The 24,564-nt window shown below is 45.2% G+C and carries 20 protein-coding genes; 10 read left to right on the top strand and 10 right to left on the bottom strand.

Features of this window, described 5'->3' with window-relative positions:
• Positions 1–2: 2 nt before the first annotated feature.
• The 3 genes from R7P80_RS06310 to hrpA all read right to left on the bottom strand — a co-directional run bounded on the left by R7P80_RS06310 (position 3) and on the right by hrpA (position 5,366).
• A complete protein-coding gene (locus tag R7P80_RS06310; protein WP_005377661.1) occupies positions 3–518 on the bottom strand; it encodes an outer membrane beta-barrel protein in 516 nt (171 codons plus the stop codon).
• Between the two features lie 199 nt (positions 519–717).
• Complete coding sequence (locus R7P80_RS06305) at positions 718–1,197, bottom strand: outer membrane beta-barrel protein (RefSeq protein ID WP_021033871.1); 480 nt, start codon at positions 1,195–1,197, stop codon at positions 718–720.
• A 182-nt stretch (positions 1,198–1,379) separates the two neighbouring features.
• Positions 1,380–5,366: an ATP-dependent RNA helicase HrpA gene (gene hrpA, locus R7P80_RS06300; protein ID WP_225491405.1), complete on the bottom strand. Its 3,987-nt coding sequence runs from the start codon at positions 5,364–5,366 to the stop codon at positions 1,380–1,382.
• Positions 5,367–5,551: 185 nt separating this feature from the next.
• Here hrpA and R7P80_RS06295 point away from each other — a divergent pair, with 185 nt between their 5' ends.
• Positions 5,552–6,136 (top strand): FMN-dependent NADH-azoreductase, encoded by a 585-nt coding sequence (locus R7P80_RS06295; protein ID WP_025766683.1) that lies wholly within the window; start codon positions 5,552–5,554, stop codon positions 6,134–6,136.
• A 94-nt stretch (positions 6,137–6,230) separates the two neighbouring features.
• Here R7P80_RS06295 and R7P80_RS06290 read toward each other — a convergent pair whose 3' ends face one another.
• Positions 6,231–6,620, bottom strand: a complete 390-nt coding sequence (locus R7P80_RS06290; RefSeq protein WP_225491406.1) for a hypothetical protein — start codon at positions 6,618–6,620, stop codon at positions 6,231–6,233.
• A gap of 62 nt (positions 6,621–6,682) precedes the next feature.
• Positions 6,683–7,987, bottom strand: a complete 1,305-nt coding sequence (locus R7P80_RS06285) for a MipA/OmpV family protein (RefSeq protein ID WP_225491407.1) — start codon at positions 7,985–7,987, stop codon at positions 6,683–6,685.
• 235 nt (positions 7,988–8,222) lie between these two features.
• Between R7P80_RS06285 and R7P80_RS06280 the strand changes: the two genes are divergently transcribed.
• The 3 genes from R7P80_RS06280 (at position 8,223) to R7P80_RS06270 (ending at position 11,147) form a co-directional block, all read left to right on the top strand.
• Positions 8,223–8,567, top strand: coding sequence for a hypothetical protein (locus R7P80_RS06280; protein ID WP_017820645.1), 345 nt, complete (start codon positions 8,223–8,225; stop codon positions 8,565–8,567).
• A gap of 9 nt (positions 8,568–8,576) precedes the next feature.
• Positions 8,577–10,517, top strand: coding sequence for an alkaline phosphatase D family protein (locus R7P80_RS06275; RefSeq protein WP_225491408.1), 1,941 nt, complete (start codon positions 8,577–8,579; stop codon positions 10,515–10,517).
• Between the two features lie 189 nt (positions 10,518–10,706).
• Positions 10,707–11,147, top strand: a complete 441-nt coding sequence (locus tag R7P80_RS06270) for a TerB family tellurite resistance protein (protein ID WP_017820644.1) — start codon at positions 10,707–10,709, stop codon at positions 11,145–11,147.
• A gap of 241 nt (positions 11,148–11,388) precedes the next feature.
• Here R7P80_RS06270 and R7P80_RS06265 read toward each other — a convergent pair whose 3' ends face one another.
• Positions 11,389–11,919 (bottom strand): 3'-5' exonuclease, encoded by a 531-nt coding sequence (locus R7P80_RS06265; RefSeq protein WP_005377684.1) that lies wholly within the window; start codon positions 11,917–11,919, stop codon positions 11,389–11,391.
• A gap of 83 nt (positions 11,920–12,002) precedes the next feature.
• Positions 12,003–13,544, bottom strand: coding sequence for a sensor domain-containing diguanylate cyclase (locus tag R7P80_RS06260; protein WP_005377686.1), 1,542 nt, complete (start codon positions 13,542–13,544; stop codon positions 12,003–12,005).
• Positions 13,545–13,835: 291 nt separating this feature from the next.
• Between R7P80_RS06260 and R7P80_RS06255 the strand changes: the two genes are divergently transcribed.
• From R7P80_RS06255 to R7P80_RS06245, 3 genes are read left to right on the top strand one after another with little or no spacing between them, the layout of a single operon-like run.
• Positions 13,836–14,468: a DUF2760 domain-containing protein gene (locus tag R7P80_RS06255; protein WP_225491409.1), complete on the top strand. Its 633-nt coding sequence runs from the start codon at positions 13,836–13,838 to the stop codon at positions 14,466–14,468.
• Positions 14,468–16,432 (top strand): Hsp70 family protein, encoded by a 1,965-nt coding sequence (locus tag R7P80_RS06250; protein ID WP_225491410.1) that lies wholly within the window; start codon positions 14,468–14,470, stop codon positions 16,430–16,432. The genes R7P80_RS06255 and R7P80_RS06250 overlap by 1 nt, the downstream gene beginning before the upstream one ends.
• Before the next feature lie 55 nt (positions 16,433–16,487).
• Positions 16,488–19,298: an Hsp70 family protein gene (locus tag R7P80_RS06245; RefSeq protein WP_225491411.1), complete on the top strand. Its 2,811-nt coding sequence runs from the start codon at positions 16,488–16,490 to the stop codon at positions 19,296–19,298.
• An 85-nt stretch (positions 19,299–19,383) separates the two neighbouring features.
• Here the strand turns inward: R7P80_RS06245 and R7P80_RS06240 are convergent, their stop codons facing one another.
• Positions 19,384–19,578 carry a hypothetical protein gene (locus tag R7P80_RS06240; protein WP_005377692.1) on the bottom strand — a complete coding sequence of 65 codons (195 nt, stop codon included), beginning with the start codon at positions 19,576–19,578 and terminating at the stop codon, positions 19,384–19,386.
• 86 nt (positions 19,579–19,664) lie between these two features.
• Here R7P80_RS06240 and R7P80_RS06235 point away from each other — a divergent pair, with 86 nt between their 5' ends.
• Complete coding sequence (locus tag R7P80_RS06235; RefSeq protein ID WP_170893802.1) at positions 19,665–20,351, top strand: DNA-3-methyladenine glycosylase I; 687 nt, start codon at positions 19,665–19,667, stop codon at positions 20,349–20,351.
• Positions 20,352–20,435: 84 nt separating this feature from the next.
• On the opposite strand, the gene R7P80_RS06230 is transcribed toward R7P80_RS06235, so the two are convergent.
• Both R7P80_RS06230 and R7P80_RS06225 read right to left on the bottom strand, forming a co-directional pair.
• Complete coding sequence (locus tag R7P80_RS06230; RefSeq protein ID WP_170893803.1) at positions 20,436–21,413, bottom strand: Gfo/Idh/MocA family protein; 978 nt, start codon at positions 21,411–21,413, stop codon at positions 20,436–20,438.
• A gap of 14 nt (positions 21,414–21,427) precedes the next feature.
• On the bottom strand, positions 21,428–21,712 hold the full coding sequence (locus R7P80_RS06225; protein WP_170893804.1) for a putative quinol monooxygenase: 285 nt from the start codon (positions 21,710–21,712) through the stop codon (positions 21,428–21,430).
• A gap of 103 nt (positions 21,713–21,815) precedes the next feature.
• On the opposite strand from R7P80_RS06225, the gene R7P80_RS06220 reads away from it, so the two are divergent.
• Together R7P80_RS06220 and R7P80_RS06215 are read left to right on the top strand one after the other, a co-directional pair.
• Positions 21,816–22,694 (top strand): LysR family transcriptional regulator, encoded by an 879-nt coding sequence (locus R7P80_RS06220; RefSeq protein WP_170893805.1) that lies wholly within the window; start codon positions 21,816–21,818, stop codon positions 22,692–22,694.
• A 426-nt stretch (positions 22,695–23,120) separates the two neighbouring features.
• Positions 23,121–24,464 (top strand): sodium/glutamate symporter, encoded by a 1,344-nt coding sequence (locus R7P80_RS06215; protein WP_136977073.1) that lies wholly within the window; start codon positions 23,121–23,123, stop codon positions 24,462–24,464.
• The last annotated feature ends 100 nt before the right edge of the window (positions 24,465–24,564 follow it).

Raw genomic sequence — 24,564 nt, 5'->3', positions numbered from 1 at the left:
CGTTATAAGAAATGGAAGGTGATGTTCCCTGTTACGCTGCTAACGGTATCGCTATCGCCTTCAATATCCACGCCAAACGCTTGATAACTCGCGCCCACAGACACATTGTCAAGCAAGAAGTATTCGGCACCAACACCATACATGTAAGAGACGCCATCATCTTTGTCTAAGTTTCTCAGTCCACCGTCATAATCAACGTTGAATGCATTGATGCCGCCTTTTGCGTAAACGTGTAACGGGCCGAAGTCGATACTAGGTTTCGCCGCTAAATAGAATGAATCAAAATCAGCACTACCCCTGCTGCCACTCAAAGATAAATCCACTTTGCCGTGGTTAAAGTAGCCTGCTTCAATGCCAATGAACGGCAAAATACCAGTACCAACATGAATACCGTAGGTTGTATCATTTTCGCTGTCGATATCGGACTGACCAATTTGGCCACCAGCGTAAATCCAAGAGTCAGCCATAGCTGATGTTGAGCACAACGTTAGAGCGAATAACGAGAGTGTTTTTTTCATACTATCCCTTCCTGATCGATTCCTAAGCGAAACATTACGCAAATATGCGCATTTAATCGCCACTATATATTGGAAAGCATAGGCATTTTAAGACTCTAAAAGTGAATAATTTATGTTCAACTTTTGTTTTGTGACTTCCAGACAAAAAAACACCGGCATAAAGCCGGTGTGTTTCATATGGTGTTAGAAAGCTTGACGCTTATAGGAAATGTAGTGTTGCGTTAACAGAGAACGTGCTGATATCGTCTTTACCAGCAGTGTAGTTCATGTAGCTAGCACCAACAGACATTGGGCCAAAAATGAAGTACTCAGCACCCACACCGTACATTAGGTCCAAATCGTCATCGTCTTTGCCGCCTTTCACTTTTTTGTCCCACTGATGGAAACCACCTTTTGCGTACACGTGTAGCGGACCGAAGTCGATACTTGGCTTAAGTGCTGCGTAGTAAGAAGTTAGCTTAGTGTCTTGACCATTTACGTTGAACTCACCGTGCTGTGTTACACCAGCTTCAACACCAATGATAGGTAGAATGCCTGTACCAACGTGAACAGAGTATGATGTGTCCGTCTCACCTTTGTAGTCAGACTGACCTACTGTTGCACCACCGTAAATCCAAGAATCCGCCATTGCCGCAGAAGATGCGCCAAGTAGCGCCACTGCTAATAGAGTTTTTTTCATCATCTACCTTTACTCTTTATTATTCCCACGCCTGCATAACTCAGTCGTTGGTACTACAGATAAAGGGAGGCGAACTATTGCCTCCCGGAACTAAAAAATAATGCTTATTGAGTTACTAGCAATTAGTGTACCAGCAACTTCTTAAGCGATAATTACAAATCTGACACTATTTTACTGGTTGATTAGCAAGCATCAATCGCGTTTTTGACTCGTTTATCAGAAACAGGATAAGGAGTGCCTAATTGTTGAGCAAAGTAACTCACGCGAAGTTCTTCAATCATCCAACGCACTTCTTTTACATTTTCAGGAATAGCCACACCTTTCGGGATCTTGTTCAGCAACTCTTTATAGTCTTGAGTCACAGATTCAATCTTCAGCATATGTAAACGATCTTTGTTTGGATCGATAGGCAACTTCTCCATACGGCGCTCTATCGCGCGCATGTAGCGAAGAATATCCGGCAAGCGTTTCCAGCCACATTCCGTTGCAAAGCCTTTGAAGATCAAGCCTTCAATTTGTGCTTTGATATCGGACAGAGCAAACGCCATTGTGAAGTCGATCTTGCCTTTTAGCTTCTTATTGATGCTAAACGCCGTGGTCAGAATAGTCTCAACCTGTTGAGCGATCTCTACAACGGTGTCACCCAATTCAGCACGAACGTGTTCTTTCAACGCTTCGAACTTCTCTGGCTCCCAAACTAAACCACCCTGCTCTTCAATAAGCTTATCGACACCGCAGGCAATGCAGTCATCTATCAGATCAAGCACTTTGCCGTAAGGGTTAAAATACAACCCCAACTTCGATTTGTTCGGTAAGTTAGCGTGCAAATATTTAATTGGAGACGGCACATTCAACAAAATCAAACGACGCTGACCAGCACGCATTGCCGTTATCTGCTCGTACTCCGTTTCGTAGAGTTTGATTTCAACGCTGTCTTTGGTATCAACAAGCGCCGGATACGCTTTTACATCGTAGCCGCCACGTTTTTGTTGATACACTTTCGGCAATTCGCCAAAACTCCACGTATGCAGACCTTGCTGTTCGATATCGTCATCCGCAACTTTGGAAAGCGTTTCTTGAACTTTGTCTTTCAAACTTTCTTTCAGTTCATGAAGGTCTTTATGTTCCTTCAGTTTACGATTTCGATGATCAACCGCACGGAACGTGACTTTCAAGTGCTCAGGTACTTGTTCCAAGTTCCAGTCTTCACGCAGTACCTCTACGCCCGTCATGCGTCGCAACTCTTTCTCTAATGAATCTAGCAGCGGCGCTTCCATTGGCGTGACGCGTGCTAAGAATGCATCGGCATAGTTTGGCGCAGGCACAAAGTTCTTACGAATTGTCTTTGGCAACGATTTAATCAAGCTGACCACAAGCTCATGGCGCAAACCAGGGATTTGCCAATCAAAGCCCGCTGGTTCAACTTGGTTTAAAATCGGCAACGGCAAATGCACTGTGACACCGTCACTATCATCGCCTGGTTCAAATTGGTAACTCAATTTGAGCTTCAAACCATTTTGATGCCAGAAGTTCGGGTAATCCAAATCGGTCACATGGCTAGCATCACCCTTGAACAGCATCTCTTTTTCAAAGTTCAGCAGTTCCGGATTTTCTTTAGATGCCTTTTTCCACCACGTATCGAAATGCTTACCAGAAACCACTTCGGTGCCAACGCGTTGGTCATAGAAATCAAACAGCTCATCATCATCCACTAAGATGTCTCGACGACGAGATTTATGCTCAAGCTCTTCCACTTCTTGCAGAAGCTTACGGTTTTGCTTAAAGAACGCGTGTTTGGTTTCCCATTCACCCTCAACCAATGCACTACGAATGAAGATTTCGCGACTTACGGTCGAATCGATACTGCCGTAGTTGACCAAGCGTTTCGGTACGATTGGTACGCCGTAAAGCATCACTTTTTCGTGCGCCATCACCGCAGCGCGTTTCTTCGACCAATGTGGTTCGCTGTAACTGCGTTTAATAAGGTGTTTAGCTAACGGCTCAATCCATTCTGGCTGAATCTTTGCGATGATACGACCCCAAAGTTTTGAGGTTTCCACCAACTCAGCAGACATGATCCACTTAGGCTGTTTCTTGAATAGACCTGATGCAGGGAAGATATGGAAACGAGCATTACGCGCGCCTTGATATTCATTCTTTTCTTGGTCTTTCATGCCGATGTGCGACAGCAAACCAACCAAAATGGCACTGTGTACGCCATGGTAAGAAGCGGGCTCATCGTTAAGCTTGAATTCCATCTCACGCATCGACTGATGAATTTGGAAGTACACATCTTGCCACTCGCGAACGCGCAAGTAGTTCAAATAGTCTTGCTTACACTGTTTGCGGAACTGATTGCTAGACAAGGCTTTTTGCTGCTTTTGGATGTATTCCCACAAATTCACAAATGTCAGGAAGTCCGACTCTTCATGGAAGAAGCGACGATGTTTATCGTCTGACGATTGTTGTTTGTCTGAAGGACGTTCGCGTGGATCTTGAATCGACAAGGCAGCTGCGATGATCATCACTTCTTTAAGCGCACCATATTTTGGCGCTTCCAATACCATACGCGCCAAGCGCGGATCGATTGGCAAACGCGCTAATTGGCGACCAATGGAAGTCAGGCGTTTTTTCGGATCTTTTACCTCAGAGTTAATCGCACCAAGCTCTTCCAGCAAACGCACGCCGTCTTGGATGTTACGTTTATCCGGTGCTTCCACAAACGGAAACGCTTGAATATCACCCAAACCAAGTGCCGTCATTTGCAAGATAACCGACGCTAGATTGGTACGTAGGATTTCAGGATCAGTAAACTCTGGGCGTGACTCAAAATCTTCCTCTGAGTACAGACGAATACAGATACCCTCTTCCACACGACCACAACGACCTTTACGCTGGTTCGCACTCGCCTGAGAAACTGGCTCGATTGGAAGACGCTGAACCTTAGTACGGTAACTGTATCGACTGATACGCGCCGTACCCGGGTCGATAACGTACTTAATGCCAGGAACAGTTAGCGAGGTTTCTGCCACGTTGGTTGCCAGTACAATTCGGCGACCAGTGTGAGGTTGGAAAATCTTATTCTGCTCACCTGCCGACAAACGCGCGTAAAGCGGCACAATTTCCGTGCTCTTCAGATTACGTTTGGACAATGCATCTGCGGTATCACGGATTTCACGTTCACCGTTCATGAAAATCAGGATGTCACCTAAATCTTCATCGCACAGTTCATCTACCGCTTCGAAGATGCCTTCAAGCTGGTCACGATCATTGTCGTCATCACCGCTTAGTGGGCGGTAACGTGTTTCTACCGGGTAAGTACGACCCGATACTTCAATGATTGGTGCATTGTTGAAGTGTTTTGAGAAGCGTTCTGGGTCGATGGTTGCCGACGTGATGATCACTTTCAAATCAGGACGACGTGGCAGCAACTCTTTCAAGTAACCCAAGATGAAATCGATGTTGAGGCTGCGCTCGTGCGCTTCATCGATAATGATGGTGTCGTATTGATTCAAGAAACGGTCATGCTGAATTTCAGCCAACAAGATACCGTCCGTCATCAATTTGATTTGGGTATTTTCAGAGATCTGATCGTTGAATCGAACCTTGTAACCAACAAACTCACCAAGCTTGGTTTCCATCTCTTCGGCAATACGGTTAGCAACCGAACGCGCTGCAAGACGACGAGGCTGAGTATGACCAATCAGACCAAATTTACCGCGACCAAGCTCAGCACAGATTTTTGGTAGCTGAGTGGTTTTACCAGAACCGGTTTCACCCGCGACGATAACCACTTGGTTTTCTTCGATCGCTTTCGCAATATCGTCGCGTTTTTGGCTTACAGGCAGGATTTCTGGGTATTCAATCGTTGGTTTGTAGTTGCTGCGCTGCTCTGCAACCATCATGGATTTTGCGATGTCTAATGCGATTTCGTCGAACACAGCATTACGCGCTGCGTCCTTCTTAATTTTGCTTGCACCAGAAATACGTTTACTCAAGCGGAAACGGTCGCGCATCATGCACTGATTCAGCGCTTTACGCAGAGATGCCGCGCTATTCACTTGAGCCTGAGGTGTTTGAGCTTGTTTCGCTGTCGCTTTTTGCGCACCATTTGACGGTGTCGCTTGCTCTTCAGCTAGATTCTTTTTTGGGGGCTGTGACGAAGTCAAAGCGTTTCCTATTCTTTTCATTACAAAAACTGCGCGGATTGTATCACACAAGATCTGTAACAAGATAACCGAAAGCTCATTCAATTTTTTCGAACATGTTCAGCGAATCGCTAGGCTTTTGAACTCACTTACGTTGCTTATAATGGCTCCCATAGTCGAAAGCACTTATTTAAGGAATAACCATTATGTCTCGTGTACTAGCTCTAAAATCAAGCATCCTTGGCGATTACTCTCAATCAAACAAATTGGTTGAAGACTTCATCAAAAATGTAGACCAAGACAAGCTTACTGTTCGTGATTTGGCTGCAAACCCGCTACCTGTTTTGGACTTCGCCGTTGCGACTGCACTGCGCGCTACGGAAGATCTTTCACAAGAACAGCAAGCGGTGGTCGACTTGTCTGACACCCTTATTGAAGAAGTAAAGGCCGCAGACACTTTGGTTATTGCCGCTCCAATGTACAACTTTACCATCCCGACTCAGCTTAAAAACTGGATTGATTTGATTGCTCGTGCAGGCGTGACATTCAAATACACAGAAAACGGCGTTCAAGGTTTGATTGAAGGTAAAAAGGCGATTGTAATAACGACTCGTGGTGGTATTCATAAAGATTCACCAACTGACAACGTTACGCCATACCTACGCACTGTGCTGGGTTTTGTAGGAATCACTGATGTGGAATTTGTTTACGCAGAAGCGCTAAACATGGGTGAAGATGCGGCTGCAAAAGGCATTTCAGAAGCGCAAAGCCAACTTGCAACAATGGCGTAAGTTAGAATAAACCAGAATACAAAAGGGATTGGTTCGCGCCAATCCCGTTTTGGATCCTGATGCCTTGATCGTATTTATAGGGTCTCTAACATCGTCAAAAACGATTCACTTTCTCCAAGTTGCGTATTGCATCGAGGTAGACTTTTTCTAAAGACCGCTCAGCTTCGCTTATCATATTCTCGATCATCGCATTAAACGCGACATCGCTACGGACTTCTATATTGTCTCCCGCCTTAACGTCAAGAGAGTTGACGTACAACACCAACCATTCATCGCCCTCCAAGTGCCCTTCTCCGTGAATGGCAAAAAAGCGTTTGGCAAATTCAGCGTTGGTACAATTTATCGCTTCAATTTGAAGATTGAATGAGGAGTCGATACTCATGGTGCTCATGCCATCCGATTCATCAGATGCATCACAAACAGCCTTAACTCTGGCACGATATACGAAATTTCTCGTTGAAAACAGCATAGTATTATTCATCATTACTCATAATGGGCGATAAATAAGTCAGTTGCAAATCCGACCTATATGCATCTCGCGATGCGCTAAAACTCGAACTGGAAATAAATAGTATTGTAGTTGCTCCCACCTTTAATTCGCCCAAACTGGGAAGCGCTTTCAAAAATCGCCGAGCGGTGATGCAATGAATAGCCCACCCACATATTGTTCCAGCTCTTTTGGTTGAAGAGATCGCCTACATTGACATCAAACGAGAAATCTAGGTAGTTGAGCAACTTGCTTGGTGTATAACCCTTGTCTTCCATTTCTGTGCCTTCAATATAGGTAATGCTATCAATGTATGACATACCTTCCGCTACACCAAATCGCCAAGTCGTAGGCCAATTAACCGTATAATAAGCCTTAATCGCCATGACGTATTCTGTGCTCGCAGACTGAACACTGGACGACCAGTGATGAACCAACCCTGGCGTTAAATAAATATCAAGAGGAAAACCAAACAGCTCATCCGTTAATGGATGCCCATAAAACAATGAAGTAAGTTGATTGTCGTATGGGTCTCTTTCTCTCTCAAAGCTAAATATTTCACCGATGTTCGAAGGCGTCGCCCAACCATGCGCAATACGTAGATATGCTTTATTGCTCAGTGTTGGTTTCGGAGCTTTGCTTTTATCGTTGAAAAAGCCAAAACCAACAAACACTTCTCCCTGATACCGATCTTCTACAAGCTGACTGTTGTAGGCGTTATCATCTAAGCGAGTAACACTCGTCTCACCCAATAAATACAAATTTGAAGTTACATGGTAACGCGCTTTAATACCAAGATTGGTGTCAAGTCCAGATCCAATTCTCTCGCCAGTAATATCCTTAAAGGAATAATATTCACTGTTGAAATCAGCGTCTTTGTATCGAATCGTAATCGATGGCTCTAATTCCCAATCCCCAAATACATAATTGGCAGCAAGGCGGTAATTAGAGTGAAACTGGAGTTCGTCGTCCGTCATCAACTCTACTTCTGCGCGCCAATTGTCGTTAATGCTATAACGCACTTGCCCACCGAAATCGACTCTGTCCCCTTCATTAGCATTTTGTAGCGACATGGGAATATCGACAAATCTCAATCGCATGAGTGCGCTCGCACGCCAGTCGGAATCACTCTCGTTATACAAAAAAGCGCCACCTTCAATGCCATTGATATACACATGTTCGTTTTCAAAGAACATCATTGGTACAAATGTACTCACCGTAGAGTCATTATCGGCGGTATAAAACGGAATCGATGCTGTGCGATACATCGCAGCAATCCCCCACGTTTGTTCTTCTGCACCATGCGCAGAAGAAACTGCCGCAGCTAAAGGTAAAGCGAGTGTTGTTAGAATTAATCTCTTCATGAGTTCGAAAAATGTTGGTTGAGAAGCAGGCAAACATCAATGATTTGCCATTAAAAGCTTATGTTCTGCTGATGATAGCCGTTACAATGGCAAATGTTGTCATCCTCGTGACAGTTTGAGTCCCAAGATCATATTAATATTGCACGACTAGGTGAGCTTGTTTGCGAATATTTTACCATTACAACAAGCGCTTAAACTCTAGCTTAGTTCTAAATCAAACATAATGAAGTAAAAAGTGAAAGCATCAGAACTCATCTCTACCTTGAATCATTTACCCGCAGACACAGACATTGTGATGGGAGAAGCATGGCTGCCAGAGAGGTTGATAGGGACTCAACTCGATGGTGACATGTTGTTTTTGCACTTTGATAATGCACCAGAAGATGGTCAAGGTGACGAAGAAGGGCGTGGCTTCGTCGAACACGAAATCGACCTAATTAGAACTCGGCTTCAGCAAATTTTGGATGAAGACAGTGATAACGCGTCAAAAGCCGATGCGATGCTTGGTTTGTTCCTTATGGGACATGAACTTAGTAGCTCGCAAGTTATCGAAATATTAGAAGAAGAAGCTGACACATAAGGAGCCGTTTTGCCAGCATTGATGAACACGACTGAAATTTCTTCACTTCCTCTTGTCGTTGCAGGTCCGATCCTACGTAAAGTGACCGCAACTGAAATCAATATTTGGCTAGTCACCACCCAACGCTTGGAGGGTATGGTGCAAATTACGGATGAAAATGCCTCCATCCTTTATCAAGCCCCTTTAAGTGAACAAAAAGAACAGCTTCAAATCGGCCTCAATGCGTGGTGTTGCTTACTTAAATTAGAAGGCGAGTTTCCAACCCATCAAGCGTTACGCTATCAAATAAAAACGCAATATGGCTTAGTGACGGAACTGCTCCCTCACCTGACTTATGAGCGAGATAATACGCCAAACTTGGGTATTGAGTTCCTCGTTAGTGAAAAAGCGGATTATCTCTTACATGGCTCTTGCCGTAATCCCCATCACTTCAGTGATGATACATTGGTCGCTGCGGATCATAAAATCGCGTCTCAATCCATTGAAGAGAGACCAGATATGCTCATCATGAGTGGTGATCAAATCTATGCAGACCATGTTGCAGGCCCCACTCTCGATGCCATTGAGCAAGTCATAGCTTTATTGGGTTTGCCAGGCGAAGAATTCGATCAAGCTCCGATAAAAAATACCAATGACCTCTACCAACACCCTGCTTGCTATTATGGTCGAGATAAATTGTTGCCTCATTATGTGAGTGATGACAGTTTACTAAGTAAGTTTTTTCCACACCGAGGGACACCAATATTCAGCGCCAAAGAGTGTGAGAATCACCTAATAAGCTTTGCTGAGTGCTTTGCAATGTACTTATTGGTTTGGTCTCCGACCTTGTGGAAGTTTGTTCGAACGGATCGTTTATTAGAAAACGAATTTACTGTCGGCGGAGAAGTTCTTGAACCGAAATGGCAGCAGCAATGGCGCGAAGAAAAAAAACAAATTGATAAATTCGTCGCAGGTCTGGACAAGGTTCAACGCTTACTCGCTCACATTCCAACCTATATGATCTTTGATGATCACGATGTCACCGACGATTGGAATCTCACCATAGGCTGGGAACAAGCCGCATACAGCAACACGTTTGCAAAACGCATTATCGGTAATAGCTTGATTGCTTACTGGCTTTGCCAAGGTTGGGGAAATGCGCCAGAAAAATTCAATGATGAATTTATGAGCCTCGCTCAACGCTTTATCGATGAGCGAACCTCGCAAACCCAAGATGCATTTATTCAATATTTGTATCGCTTTGAGAATTGGCACTACACCATTCCTACGACACCAAAAGTTGTCGTGCTAGATACACGAACCAGACGCTGGCGTTCTGAGTCTAAAATGAACAAACCTTCTGGCTTAATGGACTGGGAAGCGATGATTGAGTTCCATCAGGAGCTCGTGCATCAAGACAAGGTTGTTATTGTTTCTGCCGCGCCAATGTTTGGTGTGAAATTTATCGAAGCACTACAACGTGTGGTGACCATACTTGGTAAACCATTGATGGTTGATGCTGAAAACTGGATGGCTCACCCCGGAAGTGCGAATACTCTTATTAGTATTTTCACACACACAAAGACACCAACTAACTTTGTTATTCTCTCTGGCGACGTGCACTACTCTTTTGCATACGATATTAAGCTCCGCTATCGAAAAAACAGTCCGAATATCTATCAAATCACCTGTAGTGGAATTAAAAATCAGTTCCCTACACAACTGCTCAATATTTGTGATGGCCTAGATAGACTGCTATACAGCCCTCGCTCACCTTTAAACTGGTTCACAAAACGTAAACGACTCAAGATTTACAAACGCGCACCAAGTACGCACAACTTTTATCGCTTGGTTAACCATAGTGCCATTGGTGAGCTACGCCTTGATGATGAAGGCAAACCAAGTCAAATTAGTATTCTGACGAGTGATGGTGACGAAGTTCATTTTCCACCGACACGTGCTGAAAGCTGAGTATCAATCCCAAAATGACTTGCCCTTTGTAAGAGGCAAGTCACCTTGAACTAACTCAGGAGTTTAGTTTTTTTGGGGAGAAAGTGGCCGTTCTTAAATGTCAACGGCGTGCTAAATTTGGTATCGCACCTTGAGATCTTCCGTATTTATTACCATGTTAACCAAATAAACAATAGCTCGGTGTTCATTATGTTTAATTCTCTCACATCATTATTTAAACAACTCATTGATGGCTCTGATTTAAGCCAAACCAACACACTTTCCCCTAACATGGCTATCGCGTGTTTGCTTTGTGAAGTTTCTGGCGCAGACCATAGTGTCGATGATAGAGAACAAGAAACAAAGCGCTCTTTATTGATGAAACTGCTTTCGTTAAATGAAGAAGAATCAAATACTTTGTTAGAGCAAGCGCAACAGAAAATAAAAGATTCCGCTTCGCTGTACGACTTTACCTCTCAACTAAGAGAACTGACTCAAGAAACTCGTTACAACTTAATCAAAAGCATGTGGGAAGTCGCTTACGCAGACGGCGAAATTGACCCGCTAGAAGACGCGGTGATCCGTAAAACAGCAGAGCTACTCTATGTTGATCACAGCGAGTTCATTCGAGCGAAGTTACAGTCTCAGTAAAGTGACGAGATGAGTATATAAGTCGCTGGCTAACTCTAAGCTACCCCTAGAATGACAACAGATATCGCTTCTGTAGCCATAAAAAAACGCGCACTCTGCGCGTTTTTCAATAAGCCAACGACATTGTTATTAAAATACTGGTCAAGGTATGTGTTTAGCTCTTTCCACACTAAACAGACTGCATGACAAAACAACAATGGTTGGATGATTATTTAATTACAAGCTAGCTAGGTTCGAATAACTAAAACATGGTCAAAGCAAGCTTAGCTAAGTTGTATGCATCTACATAGCCAGAGTGTTGACGCCCTTCCCAGTCTATTCCTTTTGCTTCTTGAGCGGCTCGATGGCCTATACGTTTATCTTTTAGACGATTTTGAATACGGTAGAGCGTTGCTAAGTTGATGAACTCTGTGAACGGTGCTTCAATACCTTTTTGCTTACACTCTTCTAGCAGAATGAGGTCATCTCGCCCCCAAGATGCAAAGATTTTGTTGCGACCACCGAAGTTCTTAACCATGGATTTAAGCACTTCTTCTAGTGGGCGTCCTTGTTTTTCAATCTTACGTGGTGTGATGCCCGTTAACTCAGCGCAAAACAGAGACACTTCATCGTGTTCTGGTTTCACGTAGTATTGAGCACGCTTGACTATCTCACCTTTAGACAAATCTATTTCAGCTAACCCTACTTCGATAATTTCACCCGTGCTGCCGACGCCATTTTCGTTCCAGCAACACATTTCTAAATCGAAGCATACAATACGGTTATGGTTCATAGTTTGCCTTGGTTCCTAACATAAAAATTTAAAGCGTGCGATTCTATCGTAACACGGCGTAAAACTCGAATTTGTGCGCCCATTTAATCGCCGATCGACACATTATTACGGCCGTTTTTTTTACTCAAATAGAGTTGACTGTCCATTTTGTGATACAAGCTCTCAGGATCTTCTTCTTTATGGATAACCGCACCGATACTCAACGTACAGATGATTGACGCATCACCATAATCAAAAGCCGTACTTGCCACAACACTCCGTAACTTTTCTAGGTAAGCTTCTAGCACCGCTCTATCAATGACTTTAGAAATAATACAAAACTCGTCACCACCAGCGCGGTAAAACTTATCTCCCGGTTTTAAATTAGCACTGACCAGCTTAGTGACATGTTGCAACGCTTCATCTCCACCTAAATGGCCGTGTTTGTCATTAATCACTTTGAAGTGGTCGATATCAAAACCAACCAAGGCGAAGTTAACACCTTTGTTTATCTGATTGAGCAAATGATCGTTGAATGCTCGGCGATTAAGTAGTTGAGTTAGAGGGTCTCGCTCTGCCATTCTTTTTAATTCAACGGTTTTGAGCTCCAACATGACCGCTAAGCGCTCTTTTTCTCGAGACTGTAAATTCACAATCCAACTGATCAAAAAGGCGATTACCAATCCGGCTAGCGTCGTGCCCGCTAAAATAGAACGCTCCCAAGCTGAGACTGCGTCAGAAAGCTTAAAGTCAATACGCCATTCACGGTTAGGCAGTTGAATGGTTCGGCTTATAACGGTTCCTCGAATGTTATCCCAGCTAGCACTTTGAAAGAGAACAGGGTCATCTGCTGCGTCGAATCCCAAGTCTTCTACGCGCACCGACATATCGAGCTCCGTCGCGGTTTTCGTAATCAAATCCTCAAAGTAAACCGTACTTCGGATAACGCCGGTCACTACTCCTAATAAATATTTGTTCTCGAAGTCGAACACTGGATGGAACACCAGCAACCCAGTCTTAGGTATGGACTTGTCATAACCATCTTGCAGTAAGCGAACTTTATCCGAGACATTCGCTCGCCCATTTTCGGAAATATCATCCAAGATTAAATCGAAGCGTTTGCGCGAAAAATAGAAACCCAATAGAGAAAGGTTTTCCGGTGTTCTTGGGTAGATATCCGACGCGATGAAAATTGGCTCATTGTGTTCAAAAATGTACCCGTAGGTTTTTGGACCATCTTTAGGAACGGTAAACGGTTGGAAGTTTGGAAATTTTTGACGGGTCTTTAAAATATGTTCATCAAGATCTTCGAATTCGACCTTTTGCATCCATTGAAGTCCAATGAGACTTCGCGAGCTGTTAATCACTTGTTCCGCATACATCGGAAACGATGGCCAATAGCTTCGCTCAATCGAATGGAAAAAGTTTGCGCCCGCACCAATGAACTTTAGATCATTCTCGACGTTTGCTTTAAGTGATTCTGCTTGTCGGTCGGCTAAAGTATCAAACGTAGTCTGTGTATACCGTTGCTGCATTGTATAAGCAGCACCAACTACACCAGCAGTGACACATAAAGTCGCCAAAAAAGCTAAAATAGAGTCTGAATGTCGTTTTATAAAGCTCTTATGAGCGGTGCTTTGTGTCATATCGTAATTTTTGATACTTCCGTAAGTTAAACTTCGGGATCTATTGAAATACTGCGTTAGCAATGCACAAACATCAAGCAACAACCTATATTGGGGAGTCTGATCGTCGATTTTTCACGCTGTTCGTACGGTATAGTCACGAATTATTACAGCCTTAAGCCTTGAATATGCTACCATCCGTCATCATTTTAATGTCTAAACTTGGTGCAAGATCGCAAAGACGATCGTTTTAGTGAACAAATATGAGCCAATACTGAGCACCAATAAATCAATAGAAAGAGAAAAAACGTCATGAACATTGATTTGAACCTAATTCCTCAAACGTTCGATATGCTTCACGCTGGCCTAACCGCATCGAGCGTTTTGCTTCTTCTAGTTGCAGTGTCGCGCAAATCAAAAGTGGTCGAGAAAGTGGTAGAAAAACCAGTCGAGAAAATCGTCGAGGTTGAGAAACCAGTTGAGAAGATCGTTGAAGTAGAAAAAGTAGTGGAAGTAGAGAAAGTCGTTGAAAAAGTGGTGGAAGTTGAATCAAAACTTGCAACCGCGTCAACGGACTCTGCAATGCAGCTGCTTTCTATCATGCAACAAGAAGCTCGCCTGATTGACTTCCTAAAAGAAGACCTAACGTCATTCTCTGATGAAGAAGTAGGCGCAGCCGCTCGCGTAATCCACACTGGCGGTCAGAAAGTACTGAACGACTACGTGACGCTAGTGCATGTTCGTAACGAAGACGAAGAAACTCGCATTACGGTTGAAGAAGGCTTCAACCCACAAGAAATCCGCCTAACTGGCAACGTAACAGGCAGCGCGCCATTTAACGGCACGCTAGTTCACAAAGGTTGGAAGGCAACATCAATGACGTTGCCTAAACTGGCTGAGAACTACGACGCATCTGTGATCGCTCCAGCTGAGGTTGAGCTGTAATGGAACACATGAACCAAGAAAACCATTCTCAAGAAGCGTCTGTTGAAACTCAACAGACGCCTAAATTCAGTGTTGGTATCGACTTAGGTACAACACACTGTGTGATGTCTTTTGTTGATACTCACGACGAAGACGCGCGCGTTGAAGTGATGCCAATCCCGCAGTTGACTGCGCCGGGTACGGTAGAGACTCGTAGCCAATTAGGCTCTTTCCTTTACCAGCCGCACGAGCACGAAATGAACCCGCAATCACGCGTTCTTCCGTGGTCGAGCGAGCCAAAAGCTCTGGTTGGTGCAATTGCACGTAACCTAGGTTCGAAAACGCCAATTCGTCTTGTTGCAAGTGCGAAATCTTGGCTTTGCCACGCTGGTGTAAACCGTCGTGATGCTTTCCTGCCAGCAGGTAGCCCAGAAGAAGTGGAAAAAGTCTCCCCTCTTCGTGCGACAGAGCTTTACCTAGAGCATCTAAAAGACGCTTGGAATCACGCGAACCCAAATCACAACCTTGCCGATCAAGACGTGACTATTACGGTTCCTGCTTCTTTTGATCCTGCTGCTCGCGATCTAACTGCAGAAGCAGCACGTAACGTTGGCTTTGTGCACCTAACGCTTCTAGAAGAGCCACAAGCTGCGCTTTACAACTGGATCGATAACAGCAACGACAAATGGCGCGACGAAGTTGAAGTTGGCGACATCGTGCTTGTGGTCGATATCGGTGGTGGTACAACCGACCTTTCTTTGGTTGAAGTAACTGAAGACGGCGGCAACCTAACTCTGAACCGTATCGCGGTAGGTGAACACATCCTACTTGGCGGTGACAACATGGATCTTGCACTTGCGTACCGCTTGAAGATGAAGCTAGCGCAAGAAGGCAAAGAGCTACAGCCATGGCAAGTTCAGGCAATGACACACGCATGTCGTGACGCGAAAGAAGCGTTATTGAACGACAGCGAACTTCAGTCAGTGCCAATCGTAGTACCAAGCCGTGGTTCTAAACTGCTTGGCGCAACGCTGAAAACAGAACTGACTCAAGAAGAAGTACAACAAACACTGGTTGATGGCTTCTTCCCTCAAGTTGCAATTACTGACCACCCTGTTCAACGTAACCGTGGTGCACTAACGCAAATGGGTCTGCCTTACGCACAAGATGCAGGCATTACTCGTCACATTGCAGCGTTCTTGTCTAAGCAAGCCAATGCTCTTTCTGCTTCAGGAAATGGCGCAGAAGCAGCAGCTCAAGATTTCAACCCATTCGCTAACATGCCTGGTATGCCAGGTTCGGATGCAGCGCAATCGGCTGACTTCATCAAGCCAACGGCAATCCTATTCAACGGTGGTGTTCTGAAATCGAAACTTCTAGCAACTCGTCTAGAAGACACGATCAACGAATGGTTAATTGAAGCAGATGCAGAAATGGCGAAGCGCCTAACAGGTGTGGATCTAGACCTTGCGGTTGCTAGCGGTGCGGCTTACTACGGCTCTGTACGTCGTGGTCAAGGCGTTCGTATCCGTGGTGGTATTGCTTCGGCGTACTACGTGGGTATCGAAAGTGCGATGCCAGCTATTCCGGGCATGGCGCCGCCAATGGAAGCACTTTGTGTTGCACCATTTGGTATGGAAGAAGGCTCAAGCGTTGACGTACCAAGCCAAGAGTTTGGTTTGATCATCGGCCAGCCAGTTAACTTCCAATTCTTCGGCTCAACGGTTCGTCGTGATGACCTAGCAGGTACTCACCTAGACTACTGGGCACCAGAAGAGCTTGAAGAGCTTCCAGAAATCCAAGTAACGCTGCCTGTATCTGAAGGTCGTCGTGAAGGTGAAGTGGTTCCGGTAACCCTAGCCTCTCGCGTCACAGAGCTTGGTACGCTTTACTTAGAAGCCATTGCCGCTGATAACGGTCAAAAATGGCATGTTGAGTTCGATGTGCGCGAAGACGCGAAAAGCAACTCAAACGAAGAAGAATAAATAGAAATCAAACGGCATCCAATCGGGTGCCGTTTTTAAATACACGAAGGTTTGTATGGCATCTCCTCGTTTTCTTGTTGGTATTGACCTTGGCACCACAAACACTGTGGTGGCGTACTGTGAAATCACCGACAACCTTGAACAATCCGAAGTATCCCTATTCGACATCGACCAATTGATTGGTCCGGGTGAAGTGGTTCGTAAACCATTGCTGCCCTCTTTCCGCTATCACCCTGCGGTTGGTCAAATCTCTCCCTCTGACCTAACACTCCCTTGGGAAAACGAACCTGTCTCTGGCGACATTAGTAATGTGATCGTGGGTGAATGGGCTCGTGAATTAGGCGCTAAGGTGGAAGGACGTCAGGTATCCAGCGCTAAAAGCTGGCTATCGCACCAAGCAGTGGATCGTAGTTCAGACATTCTTCCTTGGGCTGGTGCGCAAGACGTAGATAAAGTCTCACCCGTTATTGCCAGCGCAAGCTACCTCAACCACATTCGTCAAGCATGGAACTACCGTCACCCTAGCAATAAGCTAGAAGACCAAGATGTGGTTGTGACCGTTCCAGCGTCGTTCGATGAAACCGCTCGTAAGCTCACGCTTGAAGCGGCTGAGCTGGCAGGCTTAAAGAAAATCGTCCTGCTCGAAGAGCCACAAGCAGTATGTTACGACTGGTACGCACGCCACCAGCAAACCGCAGCTGATGAGCTCAAAGAGTTACCGCTGATTCTGGTGTGCGATGTGGGCGGTGGTACCACCGACTTAAGCTTGATTGAAGCCAGTTTCTCTTCTCAAGATGAGCTAGCCCTTGATCGTATTGGCGTTGGCGAACACTTGATGCTGGGTGGTGATAACCTCGACTTAGCATTAGCACACCTTGCAGAGAGCCGCTTCAATCAAAGTAAGAAACTCACTGCAGCAAGCCTGACTAAGCTGATTCAGCAAACGCGTAAAGCGAAAGAGAACCTGCTTTCAGCGAGCGCACCTGACGAAGTGAAGATCACCATGTTAGGTAGCGGCTCTAAGCTACTTGGGGGCACAAAGAGTATTGCTCTAAGCAAACAAGAAGTGCACCAAATCGCATTAGATGGCTTCTTCCCGCTTTCTGATTTCAGTGACGTACCAGACAAACGTCGTAGCGCGGTTGTCGAGTTTGGCCTTCCATACGTTGCTGACCCAGCGGTGAGCAAGCACGTTGCCGAGTTCTTAACTCAGCATCAGCAAGTCGCTCGTGCCGCTCTTGGCCTTGAAGACGACAAACAAAATGCCATTCCAATCGGTTTGCTACTTAACGGTGGTGTGTTCAATAGTGAACTTGTGACTGAGCGAGTCACTACCCTACTGTCCGATTGGCGTGGTGCTCCGGTTACGGTATTAGATAACCCACATCCAGATTGGTCTGTTGCATTAGGTGCTGTAGCATTTGGTAAAGCGCGTCGTGGCGCACAACTGAAAATTGGTGGTGGTGCAGCGCGTTCTTACTTCTTGCATCTTCAAGAAAAAAACAAAATGGGTAAAGCCCTCTGTTTACTTGCAAAAGGAACAGAAGAAGGCCATGAGATCCGTTTAAGCGGTCGTCGTTTCTCGCTCACTCTTGGAGAGCCAGTCCGCTTTAACCTGCTGACTTCTACCCACGATACCTTAACCAATAACACCGCCATTCAAAATGGCGTGATGGTTGATGTTGACCCCGACTTGTTTGCTCCGCTACCGCCTTACATCACGACACTTGAAGGTGAAGGCGCAGAGTTACAAGCTAACCAGAAAGAACGTGTCGAAGTGCAATTGGCTTGTCAACTAACAGAAGTTGGCACTCTTAAGATGGAGTGTGTCAGTGCAGAAGACGACAACAAACGTTGGGAGCTGGAATTCGAAGTTCGTAACAAGCAAACCGACGACAGTGAACAAGTTAAACTTCACCCTAAGTTGAACGAATGTAAGGAGCTGATCGCTCGCCTTTACAGCGGTAACAAGAAAAGCGCAGAAAGCAAAGAGATCAAAACCTTGGCCAAAGATCTTGAGAAGAAACTTGGCAAACGGGACGAGTGGGATTTCACTACCCTACGTCAACTGTTTGATACCTTTGTACAAGGTCGTAAGCGTCGCCGCCGCTCTGAACAGCACGAGAAAAACTGGCTTCGTTTGGCAGGTTTTGCACTGCGTCCGGGCTTTGGCGATCCAACCGACTCATGGCGCATTGAGCAAGTTTGGGGTCTCTACCAGCAAAACATTCAGTTTAAGAACCATCAAGGTTGGACTGACTGGTGGGTATTCTGGCGTCGCATTGCCGGTGGTTTAAGCCAAGAGCAGCAAGAAACTATCTTGGCGGACATCGCGAAATACCTACACCCTGGCGCGATGAAAAACCCACAATCCGCCAAAGCAGCGCAAGACATGGGTTACGAGTCGATGGTTCGCTTGTCGGCCTCTCTAGAGCATCTAGAAGTCGAAGACAAAGTTCTATTGGCTACGTGGTTCTTGAGCAAAGCCATCAACCATAACCAGTTCGAACAAGCGCACTGGTGGGCAATGGGTCGCTTGGCATCACGTACGCCTTTGTATGGCAGTCAGCATAACGTCGTTCCTCGTGAACAAGCGGAACAGTGGTTGCCTAAACTGTTAGAGCAGAACTGGCAGAAAGAACCAATGATCGCTTTCGCAGCCGTAATGATTTGTCGTAAGACGGGCGACCGCCTATTTGATATCTCAGACGACTACCGTGAACAAGTTCTCACCAAGCTGAAGCAAAGCAAGGTGCCTGAATCTTGGGTATCACTGGTTGAAGAAGTCAAAGAGCTATCTGAGAGCGAATCGAAGCGTATCTTTGGTGATGCACTCCCAAGCGGTCTGACGCTGGTAAACAACTAAGCTCCCACGCTTATAAACGCAACTAAGCCCTTCTCGTGAAGGGCTTTGTTTTATCTGATTCTACTTGCTGACCAAAGACGACTCGTTAGTTCATTTCCGTATTGATCACCACGTCACGCGTTTCATTATCCATATCACTGATGCCAACAACTGAGATTTCACGGTCAGATAAATTCTCAATCATGCTGTCTTCTAACCCACCGTCCGTCATCCACGCATAGAATTTTTCCGCAATACGATCCGAACCTTCCCCGACAAACGTTAATGTGACCTTCTTCATTTGTGACACTCCATCAATTTACGATTCAGCCACTTAAGCGTAGTATGTTTCGCAAATATCGACATAAACTAGGACTAACTTCTTTTATGAGTATCGAAAAATTTAACGCGATTTATCAGCGCGCTGCCGAGCGTAAAGGTGGTGAAGATCAACTTGAAGCACTTTTGTCTCATCCACTAAGCAAAGAGGAACTGGCTGCGATTCCAGATGACCGTTGGCTGGCCGCTTTTTCGATGAAGGTATTCCAAAGTGGGATTTCGTGGAGCGTGGTTCGCAATAAGTGGCCGAACTTCGAAGAAGTGTTCTTTGGGTTTAAGATTGAGCCGCTATTGATGCTGTCAGATGAGCAATGGGAAACCAAAGCAACAGATAAACGCATTATTCGCCACCTCACTAAAGTCATGTCGATCCCTGCCAACGCACGTATGATCCACGAAGCAAAAATCGAATACGGCTCGTTTGGCAAAATGGTTGCCGATTGGCCGCAAGAGAAAATCACCGACCTATGGGCGTATTTGAAGAAACGCGGTAATCGCCTAGGTGGCAATACCGGTCCTTACACACTTCGCCAAATGGGCGTTGATACCTTCATCTTGTCTAGCGACGTCGAGGCTTACCTGCGCAATTGCAAGATCATTGAAGGTGGCAAAGATACGAAGAAATCGCTCGATGCCACCAACAAAGCGTTTGTTCAATGGCAGCAAGAAAGTGGTAGAAGCCTGTCTGAGATCAGCCAAATCATTGCGTTCAGCACTGGCGATAATCGCATTTAATCCAGACTGAACCCAAAATACAAACGGCGCACTGATCATTGGTTTTAGTGCGCCGTTTTTATGTTCATTGGTTCAAGTACAGACTTACTTTGAAGCCAGTGATTCCCACTCAGTCAGTAGCTGCATAATACGGTGAGAGTCTTCCCATGTTGCACAAGGGTTTTCTAACGAGGTACGCCCTTGTTCAACCGCTTGGCGAATATTACGCACTTGATAGAAGAAAGCGTCCCCGGCTGCCGGCACACACACTTCACGCTTCGACGTCTCGTAAATTTCCACACTAAACTGGTTTTCTTGCGTTGGTAGCCATGGGTTTGAATCTAACATAATACAGCCTTTACTACCCAGAATGGTGAATTGGTGTTTCAATCCGTGATCTTCGGCAGTGTGTACGCTCACCGTTTGTTGCTCACCGAATTGCATCATCAAACTCGATTCACAGATATTCCCATCGTTACCTCGTCGACCAATCGCTGTCATAGAGCGGTTTCCAAAGGTTTGTTCACCCAACATGGTTTTCACCACCAAATGCACCAATGACATTGGGTAACAACCTAAGTTATACAAAGCACCTTTACTCTCTGGATTCACAAACTGCGCAATCGATGCAATATAAGACGTGTGGATGGAGCGAAGTTCACCAATCTCTCCCGATTTAAGCACCGAAACCAACTCGCTGATCAACGGGTGATGCAAGTACATTAAGCCTTCAGCAAAGAATACCTTGTGCGTTTCGACTGCTTTTAGTGCCAACTCGGTTCTTTTCATATCTACCGACAGTGACTTTTCACACAGGATCGCTTTGCCCTGCTCTGCCGCTTTAACGATAAAGTCATGATGAAGGTGATTTGGCAATGCGATGTAAATAATGTCGACTTGCTCATCGGCAATCAACGCATCGTAATCGGTGAACGTATTCTCGATGCCATATTGCTCAGCGAATGTCTTTAAGTTCTGCACCGAACGCCCAGCAACCGCGTACAGTTCACTCTTGTCATCGCCTTGGATTGCCTCAGCCATGACACCTGAGATAAAGCTTGTGCCTAAAATACCCCATTTCATGTTCGCCTCTCCTATTAAGCTTGGGTTTCGAATGCTTGGACTAACTCTGCCACTTCAGCAGCAATAAACGCTCGTGTATGCGGCATAGCAAAATGCGCTTCAATCGCGGCGCGGTTTTCATATCGCTCCCAAAGAATCACACGTTGTGGGTCTTTCGAATCGTAGGTCGCATTCGCTTGCAAGCACCCCGCTTCGCTTTGCATATCAAGGCAAAATTGTTCAATGGCTTCAACCACTTGTTGTCTTGGCTTATCGGCATTCATTTTCAGTTCGGCGGTAACAAAAATCGTCTCGCTCATGATGGCTCTCTTTCTCCATTCTTAATCATACGCCCACTGTAATTAACCTCATTTGATTGATAAACTCTGCTTTAGTTATTTCTTTATCAACTCTGGGTGTGTAATGGATAAATTAACAAGCATGAAAGTTTTCGCTTACGTGGTCGAACACGGCAGCTTTCGTAATGCAGCACACCACTTTGATATTTCACCGACCATGGTTGGCAAGCACGTGAGCTTTCTTGAGCAAAGCTTAGGTACACAGCTAATTCATCGCACCACGCGCAAACAGTCCTTAACCGAAGCCGGTAAACTCTACTATCAAGAGTGCCACCGCATTATTGAAGACATCACCAACGCAGAGAACCTGATCCAGACGCTGATCAACCGTCCAACCGGAACTGTAAAAGTTAACTGCCCTGTCACGTATGGCAAAAAGGTCATTGCTCCTATCGTGGCTGACTTCTTAGCTGAATTTCCCGATTTGAACGTTGAGCTAATGTTGGACAACAATTTGATTGACCCATATCGAAGCGAAGCTGACGTGATTATTCGAATCGGTGAGTTGGTCGATTCGTCGTTAGTCGCGAGAAAATTGGGTGAATACCACATGACTTACTGCGCCTCACCCTCTTACCTTGAGCAACATGCCCCTATCCAATCACTTGATGACTTAGCACACCATCATTGTTTGGGGTTTCAGTATCACCAAGGAGAAAGCCAACAAGTGGTGAACATGCCATCTAATACCTTTGGAAACAGCAACACCCGATTAACGTCTAACAATGGCGATGTACTTAAGTTCGCCGCGTTAAAAAGCTCTGGTGTTCTTATGCAACCAAAGATCTTAGTTGAGCAGGAAATCCAATCTGGTGCCTTGGTAGAAATTCTCCAGCAACATGCTCCCAAGCCAAAACCGATCCACCTGCTTTACCGTTCAAAACAGCTTTCCCTTAAAAACCGTACCTTGGTCGATTTTATTCTTTCTCATGTGAATCCATAACGTCACCCCATAAAGCGGCGACAATTTAACCATTTAATTAACTTTTATTGTCGATATGACAAATATTATTGCTTGTTAATTGTCTTTATTTTTCATGTTGTTAGTCAGAGACACCCATTAACTAGGCATAATTTATTGATTCACACCAATTGCATTGCTCTGACAAAGTGACTAGGATTGCCGCCTTTCCTGAGTGAACTATCAAAAAAATATCGAGAAATTTAATCTAACTTCTCTTCCTGTTCGTGTGCAATCACAACATTTACACTCATTTCAAATTGCATAAGCACATTCCTTTGCTTATGAAAACGACATTGATTTCTCAACGCTTTTAGTCACGTATGTGACTTTTTGGCTTGAGAGAGATTTTTATTCAAGGTAGGTCACAAGGACGCTACCCCTTGACTGCATTTACTGGAGGATAAGATGCCTAAAGGTCTAATGCTGACTGACTTAGCCATCGCTGGCTTACTATTGATTTTGGCAAAAGTCATTCGCGTTCACGCGCCATTACTACAGCGTATGTACATTCCATCGGCGGTTCTCGCAGGATTATTCGGTCTAATTTTTGGACCAGCCCTGTTAGACGTACTGCCTTGGACCGATACGTTTACCGCTAACGCAAGCCTATTAACAGCTGCACTTTTTTCTGCGTTAGGTCTGGCAACGGATGTTCCATCACCTAAAACCGTCGCACAGCGTGCTGGCTCATTGTGGGCGTTTAACCAAATCGCTTCTGTTTCTCAGTGGTTGTTTGCGGCAATGTTTGGTCTAGTTCTCACAACCTTCTTCTGGCCAGAGATTAATCCCGGCTTTGGTGTGACAATGTCTGCGGGCTTTATGGGCGGACATGGCTCTGCATCTGTTGTTGGTGAAATCTTCACGGGGCTTGGTTGGGAAGATGGCTTCACACTTGGCTTAACGTTCGCAACCGTGGGTATTTTCATTTCAATTTCTGTCGGCATGCTCATGCTGCAATTCGCATTGAAGATGGGTTGGATTCGTAGCTTTACGACCTTCGACAGCATGGATGAACACGAACGCAAAGGCCTTGTTAAGCCTGTTGATCAAGAACCGGTAATGAAAGACACCATGTCTTCCCTGTCAGTCGATTCTTTCGCGATTCACGCGGCGTTGGTTGTAGTGGTAACGGCTTTCTCGTATGTAGCGGCTAACTACTTATCTTCTTTCCACGATAAGGTACAAATTCCTACGTTCGTAACTGGCTTCCTTGGCGGCATGCTCGTGCGAATCGTCGCGAAACAAACGAAAGCTTCACGCTATCTTTGTGACGGTGCATTCAAACATGCTGCGGGCATCAGTACCGATTATTTGATTATCTTTGGTATCTCAGCCATCAAGATTACCGTCTTAGCCCAGTATTTAATGCCGATGGTAGTGCTTGCAATCGGCGGTATCGCCTTCACACTATGGCTAATCTTCTGGGTTGCCCCACGTATCATGGGAGAAGATTGGTTCGAGAAAGGCATTTTCTCTTGGGGTTGGTTAACCGGTACAGTTGCCATGGGTATTGCGTTGCTTCGCATTGTTGATCCAAAAATGCGTAGCAAGGTGCTTGATGATTACGCCATCGCTTATGTCCCTGGCTCAATCACTGACATCTTCATCATCTCTTTGATGCCAATCGCGATGTATAACGGCATGCACTGGCAAGCGCTTGGTGTAGGATTAGGTTACATCGCAATTGTCTTATTTATTTGGCGATTCATTTTTAAACGTAACAGCAGTGCTCTGACACACGAATCTTAGTCGCTTTACTCGGGAGGATTTTATCCTCTCGAGTTCATTCCTTGGTTTTTATCAAAATCACTCCTCATCTCGAAAATAAGCAACTTGTTTTATATTTGAG

Origin of the sequence: Vibrio sp. 2092 (genome assembly GCF_033339635.1) — a bacterium.
In the GTDB taxonomy this organism is placed as follows: domain Bacteria; phylum Pseudomonadota; class Gammaproteobacteria; order Enterobacterales; family Vibrionaceae; genus Vibrio; species Vibrio alginolyticus.
Note: the sequence above shows the minus strand (reverse complement) of the source record. Positions and strands in the feature narration are given on the sequence as shown.

Excerpts from the sequence above, each read along its gene's own strand:
- R7P80_RS06295 (WP_025766683.1), top strand. The coding sequence starts at position 5,552 with ATGTCTCGTGTACTAGCTCTAAAATCAAGCATCCTTGGCGATTACTCT.
- R7P80_RS06265 (WP_005377684.1), bottom strand. The coding sequence starts at position 11,919 with ATGAACCATAACCGTATTGTATGCTTCGATTTAGAAATGTGTTGCTGG.
- R7P80_RS06285 (WP_225491407.1), bottom strand. The coding sequence starts at position 7,987 with ATGAAGAGATTAATTCTAACAACACTCGCTTTACCTTTAGCTGCGGCA.
- R7P80_RS06255 (WP_225491409.1), top strand. The coding sequence starts at position 13,836 with ATGAACATTGATTTGAACCTAATTCCTCAAACGTTCGATATGCTTCAC.
- R7P80_RS06225 (WP_170893804.1), bottom strand. The coding sequence starts at position 21,712 with ATGAGCGAGACGATTTTTGTTACCGCCGAACTGAAAATGAATGCCGAT.
- R7P80_RS06290 (WP_225491406.1), bottom strand. The coding sequence starts at position 6,620 with ATGATGAATAATACTATGCTGTTTTCAACGAGAAATTTCGTATATCGT.
- R7P80_RS06305 (WP_021033871.1), bottom strand. The coding sequence starts at position 1,197 with ATGAAAAAAACTCTATTAGCAGTGGCGCTACTTGGCGCATCTTCTGCG.
- R7P80_RS06220 (WP_170893805.1), top strand. The coding sequence starts at position 21,816 with ATGGATAAATTAACAAGCATGAAAGTTTTCGCTTACGTGGTCGAACAC.
- R7P80_RS06240 (WP_005377692.1), bottom strand. The coding sequence starts at position 19,578 with ATGAAGAAGGTCACATTAACGTTTGTCGGGGAAGGTTCGGATCGTATT.
- R7P80_RS06235 (WP_170893802.1), top strand. The coding sequence starts at position 19,665 with ATGAGTATCGAAAAATTTAACGCGATTTATCAGCGCGCTGCCGAGCGT.
- R7P80_RS06215 (WP_136977073.1), top strand. The coding sequence starts at position 23,121 with ATGCCTAAAGGTCTAATGCTGACTGACTTAGCCATCGCTGGCTTACTA.
- R7P80_RS06270 (WP_017820644.1), top strand. The coding sequence starts at position 10,707 with ATGTTTAATTCTCTCACATCATTATTTAAACAACTCATTGATGGCTCT.
- R7P80_RS06250 (WP_225491410.1), top strand. The coding sequence starts at position 14,468 with ATGGAACACATGAACCAAGAAAACCATTCTCAAGAAGCGTCTGTTGAA.
- R7P80_RS06260 (WP_005377686.1), bottom strand. The coding sequence starts at position 13,544 with ATGACACAAAGCACCGCTCATAAGAGCTTTATAAAACGACATTCAGAC.
- R7P80_RS06230 (WP_170893803.1), bottom strand. The coding sequence starts at position 21,413 with ATGAAATGGGGTATTTTAGGCACAAGCTTTATCTCAGGTGTCATGGCT.
- R7P80_RS06245 (WP_225491411.1), top strand. The coding sequence starts at position 16,488 with ATGGCATCTCCTCGTTTTCTTGTTGGTATTGACCTTGGCACCACAAAC.
- R7P80_RS06310 (WP_005377661.1), bottom strand. The coding sequence starts at position 518 with ATGAAAAAAACACTCTCGTTATTCGCTCTAACGTTGTGCTCAACATCA.